This window comes from Hymenobacter edaphi, from assembly GCF_003258365.1.
In the GTDB taxonomy this organism is placed as follows: domain Bacteria; phylum Bacteroidota; class Bacteroidia; order Cytophagales; family Hymenobacteraceae; genus Solirubrum; species Solirubrum edaphi.
The window spans coordinates 15,601-31,495 of the sequence record NZ_QHKM01000017.1; the positions used below are offsets into that span (position 1 = coordinate 15,601).

Consider the following 15,895-nt stretch of genomic DNA (forward strand, 5'->3'; position numbering starts at 1 on the left):
GCGGAAGCTGTCAGGGCGAGCGAAGCCGAGACATCTCGCTGGATGGTGCTTCCCTCGTTGAACAAGGATTTATTACCTGATGCCAGCCCGCGAGATGTAGCGACCAGCTCGCCCTGACACGCTGAGCATTTTCCTTTACCAGACGCGGTACCAGGTCTGGCCGTCGGTTTTGGTGTAGGCCACCAACCCGTCGGTTTTGGAGTACCAGTAGCCGGCAATCAGGTTCCAGCCGCTCGGGTTGAGGTAGCGCACGTGCGCCACGCGGGCATGGCTGCGGCCGTCGAGCAGCAGGTTGTCCAGCCGCTCGGCCGTAACCATGTCCGTGCCGTAGACCAGCTCCTTGTCGGCCTGTCGGTGGGTGTCGACGTAGGCGCAGCGCTCAAAGCTGTTGTTGGCGGTGATGCCCATTATCACCATGCCGTCGCCGTTGAACTGCAGCTGAAACAGGTCGGAGCCCGGGGCGGCCGCCGGGGCGTAGGCGAGGGTGATGGTCTGGTAGTCGCGGCTGCGTAGGTCGAACTTGCCCGCCCGCGAAGCGGTGACCTCGGTTACCGTGGCGCGCACGCTCTCGGTGGCCCCGGTGGTCGGGTTGCGGAAGGTCAGCACGTCGCCGTCGGCCTGGCTCAGCCAGGCTTTGGTGTACTTGGGCGTGGGCTGGTCCCGGTCGCAGCTGCCGAGGGCAAGGGTGAGCAGGGACAGGCAGAAGACGAGAAGGCGCGTTTTCAAGCGGGGTAACGGTCAAGGGGTTCGGGGCAAAGAGGCGTGGCCCGCCCGAAAGGTTGGCCGACTCACCCGATCATGTGATGCCGGGCGTGGGACGGCCGGGTCGCGCCGTTTGGTGCCCCGCACCGGAATTAGCGGGCAAGGCCCTAGCTTTGCGGCCCGGTTGCCCTAGCGGCGCCCCGCTGACTATGACGAAAATCCGCTCCACGACGGTGCTCGGCATCCGCCACAACGGCCAGGTGGCCGTCGGCGCCGACGGCCAGGCCACCATGGACAAGCACGTGGCCAAGAACAACGTGCGCAAAATCCGCCAGCTGCACGGCGGCAAGGTGGTGACGGGCTTTGCCGGCTCCACGGCCGATGCCTTCAGCCTGCTGGAACGCTTCGAGGAAAAGCTTGGGCAGTTCGGCCAGAACCTGAAGCGCGCCGCCATCGAGCTGGCCAAGGACTGGCGCAAGGACCAGTACCTGCGCAAGCTCGAAGCCATGATGGTGGTGGCCGATCAGGACGAGCTGCTCATCATTGCCGGCTCGGGCGACGTGCTGGAACCCGACTCCGACGTGGCCGCCGTGGGCTCGGGCGCCATGTACGCCCAGGCCGCCGCTCTGGCCCTGAAGAAGCACGCCCCGCACCTGACGGCCCGCGAAATGGTGGAAGAAGCCCTGCACATTGCGGCCGACATCTGCATCTACACCAACCACAACTTAATCATCGAGGAGCCTAAGGCGTAATGGACCGCAGCCAGTGGATTGTGGGCTATGGGCTGTTCCTCACGGCCTGTGCGCGCCCCATTGCTTCGCCTACCAACGCTCAGGCTGAGCTTGGGCGGACCGAGTTTGTAAAAAGCTGCAGGAGCACCTGGCGCTATTTTCAGCTTGGGCACGAGGTCGAGTTGACGGTCATCTATTTTAGCGGAGGCGGCCTCACGCATAACGGCTGGGGCGCCGATCCTGCTATGCTAATCGGTGTTACGGCTGCCGGGGACTCGATCCGGGTGCTGTCGAGAGCAACCGCAACCTTGAAATGGCGCGGAAAGAATAGCTTCCAGGAGGTCTATGACAAGCGCATCCGGGTGGGGGCAACCCTACGGGTGCAGCCAGACTCGACCATTCGGCCGAACAACGATTCCGCTTATCCTTGGTTCCCCAGAGTCAAGACCAGCTCAGAAGCCGCTGTAAATAAGCTGAACTGTTCGGTCACCCAAACCTGCTTTGGCAAGATTCAATTTCTCACTTCAAACAACTGACGCAAGCAGCCTTCGTACTGCCTGAACATTCCGCATCGGCCAGTGAACTACGCCCCGCGGGGCCGCGTTAGGGGCCGGTGCTTCGGACGAATCAGCAGGAGGCACCACGTACAACCCAACCCGAAATGAACGTAACCAACTTCCTCAAGCACCACTACCGCCACTTCAACGCCGCCGCCCTCATCGACGCGGCCGAGGGCTACAACAAGCACCTGGCCGACGGCGGTAAAATGATGATTACCCTGGCCGGCGCCATGAGCACCGCCGAAATGGGCATTCAGCTGGCCGAGCTGATCCGGCAGGACAAAGTGCAGATCATCAGCTGCACCGGTGCCAACCTGGAAGAGGATATCTTCAACCTCGTGGCCCACGACTTCTACGAGCGCGTGCCTCACTACCGCGACCTGACCCCCGCCGACGAGCAGGCCCTGCTGGAGCGCCACATGAACCGCGTGACCGACACCTGCATCCCCGAGGAGGAGGCCATGCGCCGCCTCGAGCACTCGGTGCTCAAGTTCTGGGAGCAGGCCGATAAAGCCGGCGAGCGGTACTTCCCCCACGAGTTCTTCTACCAGATTCTCAAGTCGGGTGAGCTGGAGCAGTACTACCAGATCGACCCCAAGGACAGCTGGATGCTGGCCGCCGCCGAGAAAAACTTGCCCATCATCTGCCCGGGCTGGGAAGACTCCACGCTGGGCAACATCTTCGCCGGCCACGTCATCTCGGGCGACATCAAGAACGTGCACACGGTGCGCACCGGCATCGAGTACATGATCTACCTGGCTGACTGGTACACCCAGAACGCCCAGGAGGAAAGCAAGGTGGGCTTCTTCCAGATTGGCGGCGGTATTGCCGGCGACTTCCCGATCTGCGTGGTGCCCATGCTGCACCAGGACCTGCAGCGCACCTCGGTGCCGCTGTGGGGCTACTTCTGCCAGATTTCGGACTCGACCACTTCCTACGGCTCGTACTCCGGTGCCGTGCCCAACGAGAAAATCACCTGGGGCAAGCTGGGCCAGGACACGCCCAAGTACATCATCGAATCGGACGCGACGATTGTGGCGCCGCTGATTTTTGCCATGGTGCTGGGGCAATAAGCTGCCGCACCGCGCGTAAGGGGGCCCGTCGCTGAAACCAGCGGCGGGCTTTTTTTATGAACCATCGTTGCCCGTTGTCAGCTGATGCCGCCGGGTGGCCGGGTAGCCGCGTCTGGTGAAAGTGAGGCCGGTAGCGAAACTTATTATAATAATATTCGCGAAGGCAAGGATTTTTTATCTAAATGAGGATTAAAAACTATTAATATTTGATTTGTGGCCAAAGTTTAGGTCTTTCTGTACGAAAGATGACGATATGCAAGTGCCTGGTTGTGGGAGCGAGTGTGGAAAAAATATAAAAGAGGTTATTGGAATATATAAGGCTGCGTTGTTCATTACGCCTGCATTCCCCCGCTCGTATTCTTTTTACTGCTTCGCATGAAGAAACACTTTACTCGGTTTGTCCCGCTGCTGGCAGGGCTAGGAATGAACATGCTGCTTGCCGGGGCGGCGGCCGCGCAGGTAAGCTACGTGCCCGCCGCCGTGACGGGCTACACCGCCGACGTCATTGCCAACGGGCCGGGCTCGGTCGCCAGCTCCACCACCAATACCGTGGACCGCGGCAACGCCACGGTGCGCTGGTGCTTCGCCGATTCGACCTTCGTCAACCCCGCGGGGCAGCGGCCTACGCGCGCGCTGCCGGCCAGCGGCTTTTTTCGCAGCCGCACCACGCCCGGCCTGAGCTACCAGATGGGGCCCAGCAGCGGCAACAACTCCCTGCGCATCGACGGGGCGGGCTCGGGCGTGCTCACGCTCACCAACCCGCAGCCCTGCAGCGAGGTGATGGTGCTGGCCACGGAGGGCAACGGCACCACGGCGCCCAAAACCTTCCTGGTGACCTTCACCGACGGCTCCATCCAGCTGTTTACCAACGTGGTGGTGCCCGACTGGTTCGGCAACGGGGCCACGCCGGCCATTGTGGTGGGCAGCCGCGTGAACCGGCCCGACAACATCATCGACAATCAGCCCAACGACCCGACCATCTACGAGGTGCGCCTGCCGCTGGCCGTGGCCAACTACAGCAAGGCGGTGCAGAGCGTGACCGTGTCGAAAACCTCCACCGACCCGGTGCTCAACGTGATGGGCATCAGCCTGGGCTCCGACTGCCTCGGGGCGCCCACGGGCGGGGCGGCCCGCGCCAGCACCGCCAGCGTGTGCCCCGGCTCGCCGGTGGCGCTGAGCCTGAGCGGCAACACCATCGGCGGCAGCATTACCTACCAGTGGCAGGCCTCCACCGACGGCGGCACCACCTTCGCCGACATTGCCGGGGCCACGGCCGCCACCTACACGGCCCGGCCCACCGCCACCACCCAGTACCGGGCCCGCCTGACCTGCCGGCTGCAGTCGGGCACTTCCACGCCGATAACCGTGACGGTGCTGCCCAGCACGGCCGCGCTGACGTACGCCGTGCCCCCGGCCACGCCCACCTTTTGCCAGCAGGGCACGGCGGCCGTCGTAACGGCCACGCCCGCCGGGGGCCGCTTCAGCAGCAGCACCGGCCTGGTCATCGACGCCACCACGGGGGCCATTGACCTGGCCGCTTCCGCCCTGGGCATCTACAGCGTGACCTACACCGTGACGGCACCCTGCGCGGCCACGGCCACCACCACGGTAACCATTGCCGCGCCGCCGGCGCCGTTGACCTACGGCTGCCCGCCCTTCTACCGCAACGGCCCCAACGCCGTGCCCACCTTCGCGCCGGCGGCCGGCTCCCGGTTTGCGGCCACTCCGACCGGGCTCGTGGTGGATGCCGCCACGGGCGTGGTGGACCTGACGGCCTCGGCCGAAGGCAGCTACACGGTGTCGTACACCACTGCCAACGGCTGCCGGACCACCACCAGCCTGCAAGTGGAAAAGGCCGTGGTGTACCCCAACGTCATCACGCCTAATAACGACGGCAAAAACGACGAGCTGCGCCTGGGAATGCCCAACGTGACGGACTTCTCGCTGCAGGTGTTTAACCGCTGGGGCAAGCGCGTGTACACCAGCAAAGACGTCGGCAAAGGCTGGACGGCCGGCAGCAGCGCCGCCGGGGTCTACTACTACCTGCTGGAATACACGAACTGCCAGGGCCGCCGCGAATCCTACAAAAACTGGGTGGAAGTGGTGAAATAGCCCCCCGCCAACCGGGCAAAACGGGGCCGCTCCAGCAACAGGAGCGGCCCCGTTTTGCATGGCGGCCTGCATAAGATGCTGTACTGCTGCCGCGTGGCCCGGCCCTTTTTTCGGCGCGGGCCCAACTTGCCCGGCTTCCCGTAGTTAGTACACCCAAAACCCGTTTGATGCCATGCCCACGCCCATTCCCAAGAAAATCCTGGCCCGCCAGCACGAGATAGTGGCCGACTTCCTGCGCGAAATCGACCGGCACCTGGCCGACCTGGAGGCGGGGCGGGTGACGGAGATGCTGGAAATCCGCGACCTGGCCGCCCGTCTGCACATCCACCCTACGCACCTGAGCAACACCCTCAAGCTCGTCACGGGCCATTCGCCGTGCCACTTCTTCGAGGCGCGCATTCTGGACCTGGCCCGGCGCCTGCTGCGCGAAAGCCCGGCCCCGGTGGCCGACATAGCCGCCCGCCTCACCTACGACCCCTCGAACTTCACCAAGTTCTTTAAGCGCTTCGCCGGCCTCACGCCCAAGCAGTACCGCGAAGCCGAGTGGGCCCGGCAACGGCGGCAGGCGGAAACACTCACCATTTAAACTGAAACACTCACCACAGCCGGGCCGCGGCGGGGTCGGACCTTTGAGCCATCGGTTTTCACCTAAACAGAAGCAGATGAGCTCCACCCCGAAAATAGCCCTGATAACCGGCGGCAGCCGCGGCCTAGGCCGCAACGCCGCCCGCCACCTGGCCCAGAGCGGGCACGACATCGTGCTGACCTACCGCACCCGCGCCGACGAAGCCCGGGCCGCCGTGGCCGAAATCGAAGCGCTGGGCCGCCGCGCCGTGGCCCTGCCGCTCGATACCGGCCAGGTGGCCTCGTTTCCGGCTTTTGCCGAGGCCCTGGCCGCCGCGCTGCAGCAGCACTGGCAGCGCGACACCTTCGACTTCCTCGTCAACAACGCCGGCATCGACGCGCGCGGGCTGTTCGCCGACATGACCGAAGAGGCCTTCGACGCGCTGCTGAACGTGCACTTCAAGGGCGTGTACTTCCTGACCCAGCGGCTACTGCCGCTGCTGGCCGACGGCGGCGGCATCGTCAACTTCTCCACCGGCCTGGCCCGCTTCACCACGCCCGGCTACTCGGCCTACGCCGCCATGAAAGGGGCCGTGGAGACGCTCACGAAGTACCTGGCCAAGGAGCTGGGCAGCCGGGGCATCCGCTGCAACGTGGTGGCGCCCGGCATCATCAAGACCGACTTCACGGCGGCGGCCCGCGAAGCGCACCCCGAGCTGGAAACTTACATGGCGGGCCAGACGGCGCTGGGCCGCATCGGGGAGCCCGACGACGTGGGCGGCGTGGTGGCCTTTCTCTGTTCCGACGCCGCCCGCTGGGTGAATGCCCAGCGCATCGAGGCTTCGGGTGGCTACGCGCTGTAATTCCCGCGCCCAAAACAAGGCCCCGCTGTCGAACCAGCAACAGCGGGGCCTTCGTGCGTGAGTCGCCACCAGCCGGCGCTAGTGAGCTGGCGCCGGGCCGGGGGGAGCGGGTTGGACGGTGGCGGCAGGTGCTTTGGCGGCGTGCTGGGCCTTGACGGCGGCCTTGAAGCTACTCCAGTTGATAGCCAGCAGGATGGACGTTGCAATGAAGATGCTGGTCAGGAACCCGCCCACGGACGTAATCAGCCCGCGCCAGATGCGCCCAAAGGCGCTAAGGGGCGTGTTTTGCAGGAGCGTGCTATACGCCCAGGTCTGGTAGCCGAAGGCTGCCAGGCTTAGCCAGGTGGCCACCGATTGAGCCTGGGGCGTACCGTTAAATACGTACATAACCGGCAGAAACAGCACGGCAATGAAGTTGCTGGCGCTGGTAATAAACGCTACGGCTACCAGGCACTCGGCGTAGTTGAACTTGGTGCGGCGCATCAACAAGCGCATAAAGGCCGCCACTACGGGCACCATGGCGACGTACATCCAGCTCATGTACTTGGAAATGATGCTGGCGCCCATAAGCTGTATGTCGTATATCTCCTGCGACACGTTGGCCGGGCGGGGCGGCAAGGGGCTGAGGTGGAATATTGCCGCCAGAAACGAATAGACCCCCGTAACCAGCAGCACCAGGGCCACCGGCCGGAAATAATCGACGCGCTGCCCTTGCACGTAAGCCCGAATGGCCGCGCCCGGCCGGACAAACATGCTGCGCAGGGTAAACCATACGCCCTTATCGACGTGCCAGATGGAATGCGGAATGTCGTGCAGCCAGTGGGCCATGGTAATGCGGTGCGTAGCCGCCGATTGTCCGCAACGGGCGCAAAACCGGTCGTGCAGAGCGGTGCCGCAGTTCAGGCAGGCCGTGGCGTGGGCGTGGTCTGCGGTGAGGGGAGCCTCCTGGGTAAGGGTCGGGTTCATAGCATTGGGCAAAGGTGCTAGAAGTCTGAAATATAGATAAACCGCGTAGCCCCGCCTAGCCCGCGCCGGGCTTTTTCAGCGTACCCGGCGGCATGGTCGAACACCTCCGGCCGGTAGCCGGTGGGGGAGGAAAGGCCCGCGCAAACCGGCAGCCCCGCATCGAGCCGTGGCCGCCGGCGCGCTGCCCGGGCGCAAATACATGAGCCCCGCCTCCCGGGTGAGGTCGGTGCAGCAGCAGTGAAAACTGGCCCTGGCTATCGGCGGGCCTGCGGGCAGCCCATTTTCCAGGGTTTGATTCTCTACCACCCTGGGCTTGCAGCTGTCGGCGGGCCGGCAGGTGCCACTGCGCACTTGCTCATTCAGCCGACCGGCAGGTGACGGATGGGCAGCTACTCCGCCCGGGCGGCAGCTGCGGCCCGCCGCGGGCCCGGCTGCGGGCCGCTCAGCGGCAGTCAAAGCGGCTGGATGGTAAGTAGGCTACGACGAAAACCAGGTCCGCCGGCGGGCACGAAAAAGCCCCGCCAAGCTGTGCCTGGCGGGGCTGAAAAGCAAAGTGGTCAGCTGCGTTAGAAGCGAAACAGCGGGCGGGCCGGGTTCCAGATGCCCCACGGAATCATCAGTAGCACCACGAGCAGGGCCACGCCAAACCAGATGGCGGCGCGCTTGTGCTTGAGCACCGCGTCGAGGGCTTTCTTGGAGGTGCTACGGCCCACCTGCGCGCAGATGACGGCCACCAGCATCATGGCCAGGTGCTCCACGGCGAAAAAGCGGCCGGTGGCATCTTTCATCACCGCGCCGCCGGCCGTTTCGAAGGCCTTGGCGCCGAAGGGGCTGACGAAGTACAGAATCAGGCCCAGCAGCAGCTGCAGGTGCATGGAACCCACGAAGGCGGCGCCCATGCCGTTGTCGGCGCCGGAGTAGGGCCGGCGGCCCAGCCAGCCCGAAAGGGCGCGCAGGAAGGCAATCAGGCCAAAAATCAGGACGAGCCAGCGCGTCCAGGAGTGCAGCAGCAGTAGAGTGGAGTACATAAGCAGCGAATTGGTGCGGGGCAAAGGTAGGAGCCAGGAGTTAGAAGCAAGGAGCTAGAATATCGTGCAAATTCGCAGCCCCAGGCCAAAACGGCCATACGCTCCTAGCTCCTAGCTCCTAGCTCACTCGTCTTCGCCTTCCAGGGGGTACACTTCTTCGGGGATGAACTGCTCGCCTTCCTGGCGCAGAATAGCCAGGTTGCTGATGCGCAGCTTCAGGTTGAAAGTCTGCTCGTTGAGGTACTGGAGCACCGGGCCCAGCAGCTCGGGCGTGGTGTCGTGCAGGGCCAGCGAAATGTGGGGCAGCCAGAGTTCGGGCGTGCTGAACTTGTCGGTGCGCAGGCACAGCGGCTCGGTGGCCGCGATAAGGCGGTGGTGCAGCCGGTTGAGGGCCTCGGAGCGGAGCACCGGGATGTAGATGACGGGGTTGGGGCCCGGAAACAGGCCCAGGCCGGTGGTGTGCGCCTCGAAGGGCACGGTGGTGGCCGCAATGTCCTCGAGCACCTCCTTCAGCGGGTCGTGCTTGTTGACGCCGGCCAGCAGGTAGGTGATGTGCGGATCGGGCGTGGCCTGCACGTCGTCGAGGCCGAACTCATCCTCCAGGCTCTGGATGATGCCGTTGATGCGCTGGGCGTTTTGCGGGTTGAGCAGGGAAGTAATAGCAAGCATACGCGGCGCTTAAACTCCCGAACCGGTGCGAAGGTTGGCCCCGGCCCCGGGCCGGCCCTGCATCCGGGCATTAAACTGCTCGCTTTGCCCGCGCGCAATGCTGAGGGTTTGCCAGTCGGCGCCGCGCCGGGCCTTGGCCAGCAGCACTAGCTGCCCGGTGTGGTAGGCGTAGTGCGCCACCTGCCGCTGCAGGGCGGCCAGGGCCGTGTGCGGCTCCTGCCGGATGGTGACGGGGCGCAGCCAGTCCGCCGGGTGCTGTTCCAGGTGGTCGAGCACCCGCCAGAGGATGGGCCAGGCCGCCTGCCACTGCTGCTGCAGGGCCGCCACGTCGGCCTCCGAGGCGGGCTCCTCGAATTCCCGGTCGCGGTTCCGGTCGGGCTTCTCGCCGTCCGAGGTCCAGAAATCGGTGAAGCGGGAGCGGAGGTTGCCCGCCAGGTGCTGCACGATGACGGCGGCACTGTTCGAGTTCGGCTCGGGGCGCCACAGCCACTCGGCGGGTGTCAGCTGGGCCAGGGCTTGGTCGGCCAGGGCCTGGTAGCTGCGGAAGCCGTGGCGCACGGTGGCCAGCAGGGCGGCGGCGAGGTCGGGGGAAGCGGGCGAGGACATGGCAGAAACACGGGTGAACGGCCCCGAAGGTAACCGCTGGCCGCCAACTCCGCGGCCGCCGGGCCAGACCGCCGGCCAGGTTTTGCGTACTAGCCCTGATTGTTGCTCCAACGCGTGTCCACCAACTTTGCTTCCGCCTCCTCGCCGCCGGCTGCCCCGCCACCCCGCCGCCGGTTTCGCTGGCTGTGGTGGCTGGCGGGCGCGCTGGTCGTGCTGCTCCTGCTCGGCGTCGTGGCCGCCCGGCTGTTCGACCCCTGGCTGCGCCGCAAGCTGGAGCAGACGGTGGCCGAAAAGTCGCAGGGGCGCTACGAGCTGCGCATCGGCAGCCTGCGCACCAGCCTGCCCCAACGGGCCCTGACGCTGCGCCGCGTGTGGCTGCGGCCCGCCGGCTGGCCCCGGCAGCGCCCCGTGCCGGCCGGGCAGGAGGCGCCCTGGCTGCTGCTTACCGTCGATGAAATTCGGGTGGCGGGCCTCGGCCTGGGCGCCCTGCTGAAGGGCGAGGTGGTGAACGTGGACACCCTGCTGATTCGCCGCGTGCGGGCCCGGGTGCTGCGCACGCCCGAGCGCGCCGGCCAGGGCCAGGCCCTGCACGAGCAGCTGCCGCCGCGCATCCCGGGCGTGCGGCTGGCTCACCTGCTGGTCAATGACGTGCGCGTGGTGTCGGGCCGGGGCGGGCGCACCCAGTTGCGCCACGGTCAGCTCGCGGCCACCGACGTGCTCATCAGCCGCGGCGCCGCCCAGGATTCCAGCCGGCTCAGCTACGCGGCGACCGTGGAGCTGCGCGTGCAGGGGCTGGCCGCGCAGGTGCCCGGCCACCGGCTCCGCCTCGGTGCGGCCCGCTTCAGCTCGGCCCGCGGGCAGCTGCGCCTCGATTCCCTGCGCGTGCAGCCCGTGGCCGACGGGCAGCTGGCGCGCGGCGCGGCCCGCGTAACGCTCTGGCTGCCTTACCTGAGCCTCAGCGGCCTGAACCCCCGGCTGCTGGCCCGGCGGGTGCTGCGGGCCGACTCGCTGCGCGTGCCGGGGCCGCGCCTGGTTTTTGGCATTCCGGCCCAGACGCCGCCGCCCCTGCACGTGGCGCTGGCGCCCTACCTGCGCCGCGTGCAGCTGCGCCACCTGCGCGTGAGCCGCGCTCAGCTGCAGCTCACGCAGGTGGCGCGCGCCCCGCGCTTCGTCGATGTCACCCTTGCCGCCGACGACCTGCGCATCGATTCGGCCGGCTTTCGGGACCGGCAGCGGGTGCTCTACGCCCGCGACTGGCGCGGCAGCTGCGGCCCCGGCCGCATTGCCATCGACGCGCCGTATTACCAGCTGAGCTGGGCCGCGCTGCACGTGGGCACCCGCGCCCGTACCCTGCGCGTGGTGCGCGGGCTGATCCGGCCCACCGTGTCGCCGGACGCGCTGGCGCGCGGCAAGGGGCATCAGGCCACGCACCTGACGCTGACGCTGCCCGAGGTGCGCGTGAGCGGGCTCGATTACGGCGGGCTGCTGCGCAAAGCCCTGCGGGCCCAGACGGTGGCCGCGCCCAACATGGACCTGCGCATCATCGGCAATGCCCACTACCCGCTGGGCAACGCGCTGGCCAAGGTGACGCCCGAAAACGTGCGCCGCCTGCCCTTCCGCATCGACGTGCGCGAGCTGCGGGTACGGAACCTGAATATCCGCTTCAAGTTTACCGGGGCGCTGGCCCGGCGGCCGGGCTACTTCGCCCTGACGCGCCTCACCGGCACGGCCACCAACCTCACCAACGACCCCCGGCGCATGAGCACGGCCCGGCCGGCCATCATCCGGGCCACGGCCTACCTGCAGGACCAGTGCCGCTTCTCGGCCACGGCCTGGGTGCCGCTGCTCGATCCGCAGGGCCGGCACCGGGTCGTCGGCCGCTTCGGGCCGGCGCCGTTTGCCATTCTGAACTCTATTACCGTGCCCACGCGCTCGGCCCGCTTCGAGCGGGGACAGGTGCACGACATCCGGGTGCAGCTGCAGGTGAACCAGCAGGAAGTGACCGGCCGCATGTGGGCCCGCTACTCCGACCTGAAAGTGGACCTGCTCAGCACCCGCGGTGGCGGGCGCGACAAGCAGAAGTTCACCACCAAAGTTCTCTCCAAAGCCGCCAACGTGCTCGTCATCCGCGACGACAACCCGCGCCGCCGGGGCGCCGCGCTCAAGGACGCGCCCGTGCGCTCCGACCGTGACCGGCGCTACAGCGTGTTTACCATCTGGATGCAGGGCGTGGTGAGCGGGCTGCTGCACAGCATCGGGGTGCCCGGCAAAATGGCCGAGGAGCTCAGCGAGCTGTAGCGGAGCAGCAGGTCCATCCCAGAACGTTATGTCGAACGCAGCCGAGACATTTCGGGTGTTTCGTTGCTTGGTAGTTTTCTTCCGCCTGATCTGGTGCCGCGCAGCCGAAGCATCTTCGAACGACTGCGTGCCAACGAAACGATAGTGATGCTTCGCGAGGCTCCGTATAACGTGCTGATTTGGCGTTCAGCGGAGCACGCGAGATGCTTCGCTGCGCTCGGCATGACGTCCCTTCGGGGAAACGCCTTGCCTAATACGCCACGTCGGCGAAGTAGCCGTTGGTGGTGTTGTACTTGCCGCTGGTCCCGCTGTTGACGGCCCCGGCCTCAAAGGAAAAAACGCCCGCCAGCCGGCGCGCCGCCGCGTCGTGGTAGGTGATGCGCACCGTGCCGCGGCCTTCGGGCGTGGCCGTCGACCAGCGGTAGGGCAGGGCCAGGTCGCTGTAGCGGTTCTGGTAGATGATGGTGGCCGTGCTGCCGCACTCGTACACGCCCGGCCCGTCGAAATCGGTCAGCTGCAGAAATACCTGCTCGGCGTCGGGCAGGGCGCCGGGCGCGGTGCGGGCGGCCGTGAGGGTGAGCTGCCGGCCGGTGAGCGTGGCCGTGACGCTGCCAAAGCGGTAGGCCTCGGCGCCCACGCTGTAGGCCAGGGTGCTGCCCAGGCCCGTGGGCACGGCGGGCAGCATGGTCACGGTATCGATGTTGAGGGTGCCCGAGCGGACCGTATTGCGCTCCAGCACCGGCTCGGTGTAGTCGGCCGTCGGCTCGATGGTGAGCTGGTAGCTGCCGTGGGGCACGTTGCGTAGCACAAAGGAGCCGTCGGCGGCGGGGGCCACCACGTAGGTGCGCTGGGCGTCGTCGGTGGCTTTGACCCGCGTAGCGGCCCCGCCGGGGCTGATAACGCCGGTCAGCGTGCCGACGGCCGGCTGCACCGGTGGGTTCGACGACTGGCAGGCGCTGGCCCCCAGCAAGGTGCCGAGCAGCGCGCCGGCGGTAGCGAAACGGAGTAGCATAAACAAAAGAAGATAAAGTTGCCGCAAGCTACGGGGCGCCGCGCATTCCGCCCGCACCTGGCTTGCCGAAATAGCATTGGCCGCCGGGGCGGCGCTAGCCCCCGGGCAGGGGAGAGGCTTCGGGCGCGGCCGGCAGCTCGATGTAGAACGTGGTGCCCACGCCTTCCTCGCTCTCAAACCAGATGCGGCCGTCGTGCAGCGTTACCAGGGTGTGAATCACCGACATGCCCAGGCCGGTGGTCCGCTCGCCGCGCAGGCCGGGGCGGCGGGCCTTGGTAAACTTATCGAAGAGCAGGGGCTGCAGCCGGGCCGGAATGCCGATGCCCGTGTCGCGCACCTGCACCTGCACGTGACCCGGCGGCAGGGCCACGTGCACCTCGATGCGGCCGCCGTCGGGGGTGAATTTCAGCGCGTTGGAGAGCAGGTTGTTGATGATCTGCTGAAACTTGTTGTCGTCAATATGCACGTAAGCCGCCTCGCCCGCGGCCGAGAAGCCGATGCGCTTGTGCAGCAGGTGCTGGGCATTCTGGTAATCAGCCAGAAAAGAGCTGATCCGGCTCACCAGCTCGATGCGCTCCAGCTTCAGCTCCACGCTGGCCGATTCCAGAAACTCCTGGTTGACAAAGTCGCGAATCAGGTTCACGCTGTCGGTGCAGGTGGCCCGCATCAGCCGCAGCAGCTCACGCAGGGTGGGGTTGGCGTAGCCCTCCGTTTGCTCGGCCACGTGCTCGGCCAGCTGCTGCACCACCATCAGCGGCCCCGACAGGTCGTGGGAGAGGATTTCGAGGGTGGCATTTTTCTTGGCGTTGAACTTGTCGGCGTTGTGCATGTACTCCTTCGTGCGCGTGATGTCGCGCAGGGTGCCCACCAGCGTCGTCGTGCCCTGCTCGTCGGTGCTGCGGGCGGCCGTGAGGGCTAGCCACTGGCGCCGGTCGTCGGGGTGGCGCAGGCGCAGCTCCAGGTCTTCGACCACGGCCGTTTCGCCGCGCACCACGGGCAGCAACTGCTCGCGCAGGTACTCCAGGTCGTCGGGGTGCAGGCGGGCCAGCCAGCGGGGCAGGTCCTGGGCGATGCGCGCCACCGGGCCGCCCAGCACCTGCTCGTAGGCCGGGCTCAGGTACCGAACGCGGCGCGTGCCGACGTGGTAGGCGAAGTATACGGTGCGGCTGTGGGCAGTCAGCGGGCCAAACAGGGCGGCGTAGTCAGGCGGCATGGGGCTGAGGCAAAGGACGTAACCGGTATGTACCGTGCTGGGCGCCGTTTCGTTGCCGCGGCGGGGTGGCACGGCGTTGGCAAGGGCACTACCAGTTGCCGTTCCACCCTCCGCCAATCCGCTGCTATGAACCATCTGCCCCTGATAACCGGCCTGCTGGCCGCCCTGACGGCCCTGCCCGGCTGCGACAAATCCGGCGCCGAACCCCGGGCCGCGCTGCCCGCCGCCACCGCCACCGGGGCCGAAACCCTGGGCTTCCGCCTCGGCGGCGCGGCCTGGCTGCCCGCCGGGCAGCGGTGCAGTATCTACGGCTGCACCGACAACCGGGTGGAGGCCTCCTCGCACCTGAGCGGGCGCCGCCGGTTTCTACTGCTCACCGCCGCCCGCACCGACGGCAGCCGCAACGAGTCCTTCGTGCTACAGATTGACTCGCTGGCCGGGCCGGGCGTGTACCGCGCCACGGCCGGCGGCCCCGGCGCCACCGGCGGCGAAGCCGGCACCAAGCTTTACTTCACCGACAGCCGCCGGGGCCGGCAGTACCAGAGCCAGCCCGGCACGGCCCGCATCATCATTACGGTCGTCGACACGGTGCACAACCTGGTGGCCGGCACCTTCGAGGGGCAACTGCCCAATCTGCGGGCGGGCGAGCCGGCCGTGCAGATCAGCAGCGGCCGCTTCGATGTGCTTTTCAATCGATAAGGCATCCGGCCGGTTGCAGGCTGCTGTTGAGGCGGTGTAAACCCCCTGATCTGACCGTGCCAAGCGAGGTCAGGTCAGGGGTTCTGACTGGCTATTTTACACAAACGATTGTGTAAACGGCGCGGGTTTTTTACTTTTCGCCCCGCTTAGCCGCGGCGGCGGCCGGAACCTTGCCAGCTGCCGCCGCGCTTTTTCCCGTCACGCCACTTTTCCCGCCCCCTATGCCTCGTCTATTCCAAGCCGCCGGTATGCTGACGGCTTTCGGTGCCAGCAGCCTGCTGCTGCTGGCCAGCTGCAACCAAGCGGCCCCGACCGAGCAGGCCACCGCCGACGCCGCCCAGGCTGCCGCCACTGATTCCACCCAGGCAGCCGCCGGCGCCGAAGCGCCCAAGGGCGTGGGCTTCGGCCGCACCGCCGACGGGCAGCAGGCCGAGCTGTACACGCTCCGCAACGCCCACGGTGTGCAGGTGAGCATCACGAATTACGGCGGCACCATCACCCGCCTGTTCGTGCCCGACAAGGCCGGCAAGTTCGGCGACATCGTGCTGGGCTTCGACAGCGTGGCGGGCTACCAGAGCCCGGCCTACCGCAAGGCCGGGCCCTACTTCGGGGCGCTGATCGGGCGCTACGGCAACCGCATTAAGGCGGGCAAATTCACCCTGAACGGCAAGTCCTACACCCTGGCCAACAACAACGGCGCCAACCACCTGCACGGCGGCCTGAAGGGCTTCGACAAGGTGCTCTGGCAGGCCGAGCCCGGCACCTCGGCCGAGGGCCCGACGCTGAAGCTGCGCTACCT

At 66.7% G+C, this 15,895-nt stretch carries 16 protein-coding genes; 9 read left to right on the forward strand and 7 right to left on the reverse strand.

Going from position 1 to position 15,895, the window contains the following annotated elements; genetic code table 11:
• Positions 1-135: 135 nt before the first annotated feature.
• Positions 136-726 (reverse strand): hypothetical protein, encoded by a 591-nt coding sequence (locus DLM85_RS24430; protein ID WP_111480814.1) that lies wholly within the window; start codon positions 724-726, stop codon positions 136-138.
• A gap of 185 nt (positions 727-911) precedes the next feature.
• Between DLM85_RS24430 and hslV the strand changes: the two genes are divergently transcribed.
• From hslV to DLM85_RS24460, 6 genes are all read left to right on the forward strand, one after another.
• On the forward strand, positions 912-1,454 hold the full coding sequence (gene hslV, locus DLM85_RS24435) for an ATP-dependent protease subunit HslV (protein WP_111480815.1): 543 nt from the start codon (positions 912-914) through the stop codon (positions 1,452-1,454).
• Positions 1,454-1,969, forward strand: a complete 516-nt coding sequence (locus DLM85_RS24440; protein WP_111480816.1) for a hypothetical protein — start codon at positions 1,454-1,456, stop codon at positions 1,967-1,969. The genes hslV and DLM85_RS24440 overlap by 1 nt, the downstream gene beginning before the upstream one ends.
• Positions 1,970-2,094: 125 nt before the next feature.
• Positions 2,095-3,066: a deoxyhypusine synthase family protein gene (locus DLM85_RS24445; RefSeq protein ID WP_111480817.1), complete on the forward strand. Its 972-nt coding sequence runs from the start codon at positions 2,095-2,097 to the stop codon at positions 3,064-3,066.
• Positions 3,067-3,489: 423 nt separating this feature from the next.
• Positions 3,490-5,178: a T9SS type B sorting domain-containing protein gene (locus tag DLM85_RS24450; protein ID WP_111480818.1), complete on the forward strand. Its 1,689-nt coding sequence runs from the start codon at positions 3,490-3,492 to the stop codon at positions 5,176-5,178.
• A 172-nt stretch (positions 5,179-5,350) separates the two neighbouring features.
• On the forward strand, positions 5,351-5,764 hold the full coding sequence (locus DLM85_RS24455; RefSeq protein WP_111480819.1) for a helix-turn-helix transcriptional regulator: 414 nt from the start codon (positions 5,351-5,353) through the stop codon (positions 5,762-5,764).
• A 76-nt stretch (positions 5,765-5,840) separates the two neighbouring features.
• On the forward strand, positions 5,841-6,605 hold the full coding sequence (locus DLM85_RS24460; RefSeq protein WP_111480820.1) for an SDR family NAD(P)-dependent oxidoreductase: 765 nt from the start codon (positions 5,841-5,843) through the stop codon (positions 6,603-6,605).
• Positions 6,606-6,683: 78 nt separating this feature from the next.
• Here the strand turns inward: DLM85_RS24460 and DLM85_RS24465 are convergent, their stop codons facing one another.
• The 4 genes from DLM85_RS24465 to DLM85_RS24480 all read right to left on the reverse strand — a co-directional run bounded on the left by DLM85_RS24465 (position 6,684) and on the right by DLM85_RS24480 (position 9,874).
• Positions 6,684-7,571, reverse strand: a complete 888-nt coding sequence (locus DLM85_RS24465; RefSeq protein WP_111480821.1) for a DUF3667 domain-containing protein — start codon at positions 7,569-7,571, stop codon at positions 6,684-6,686.
• Positions 7,572-8,137: 566 nt separating this feature from the next.
• The gene (locus DLM85_RS24470) at positions 8,138-8,599 is read right to left on the reverse strand and encodes a hypothetical protein (protein ID WP_111480822.1); all 462 of its coding nucleotides are present in this window, start codon (positions 8,597-8,599) and stop codon (positions 8,138-8,140) included.
• A 123-nt stretch (positions 8,600-8,722) separates the two neighbouring features.
• Positions 8,723-9,268, reverse strand: coding sequence for a 2'-5' RNA ligase family protein (locus tag DLM85_RS24475; RefSeq protein WP_111480823.1), 546 nt, complete (start codon positions 9,266-9,268; stop codon positions 8,723-8,725).
• Positions 9,269-9,277: 9 nt separating this feature from the next.
• Positions 9,278-9,874: a DUF1572 family protein gene (locus DLM85_RS24480; RefSeq protein ID WP_111480824.1), complete on the reverse strand. Its 597-nt coding sequence runs from the start codon at positions 9,872-9,874 to the stop codon at positions 9,278-9,280.
• 114 nt (positions 9,875-9,988) lie between these two features.
• Between DLM85_RS24480 and DLM85_RS24485 the strand changes: the two genes are divergently transcribed.
• Positions 9,989-12,172, forward strand: coding sequence for a hypothetical protein (locus DLM85_RS24485; RefSeq protein WP_111480825.1), 2,184 nt, complete (start codon positions 9,989-9,991; stop codon positions 12,170-12,172).
• Between the two features lie 250 nt (positions 12,173-12,422).
• Here the strand turns inward: DLM85_RS24485 and DLM85_RS24490 are convergent, their stop codons facing one another.
• Complete coding sequence (locus DLM85_RS24490; protein WP_111480826.1) at positions 12,423-13,184, reverse strand: beta-sandwich domain-containing protein; 762 nt, start codon at positions 13,182-13,184, stop codon at positions 12,423-12,425.
• 94 nt (positions 13,185-13,278) lie between these two features.
• On the reverse strand, positions 13,279-14,397 hold the full coding sequence (locus DLM85_RS24495) for a sensor histidine kinase (protein ID WP_165822292.1): 1,119 nt from the start codon (positions 14,395-14,397) through the stop codon (positions 13,279-13,281).
• A gap of 126 nt (positions 14,398-14,523) precedes the next feature.
• On the opposite strand from DLM85_RS24495, the gene DLM85_RS24500 reads away from it, so the two are divergent.
• Together DLM85_RS24500 and DLM85_RS24505 are read left to right on the forward strand one after the other, a co-directional pair.
• Complete coding sequence (locus DLM85_RS24500; protein ID WP_111480828.1) at positions 14,524-15,096, forward strand: Riean_0653 family protein; 573 nt, start codon at positions 14,524-14,526, stop codon at positions 15,094-15,096.
• A gap of 221 nt (positions 15,097-15,317) precedes the next feature.
• Positions 15,318-15,895: aldose epimerase family protein (locus DLM85_RS24505; RefSeq protein ID WP_481249168.1), on the forward strand; the 578-nt coding region annotated here is incomplete at its 3' end.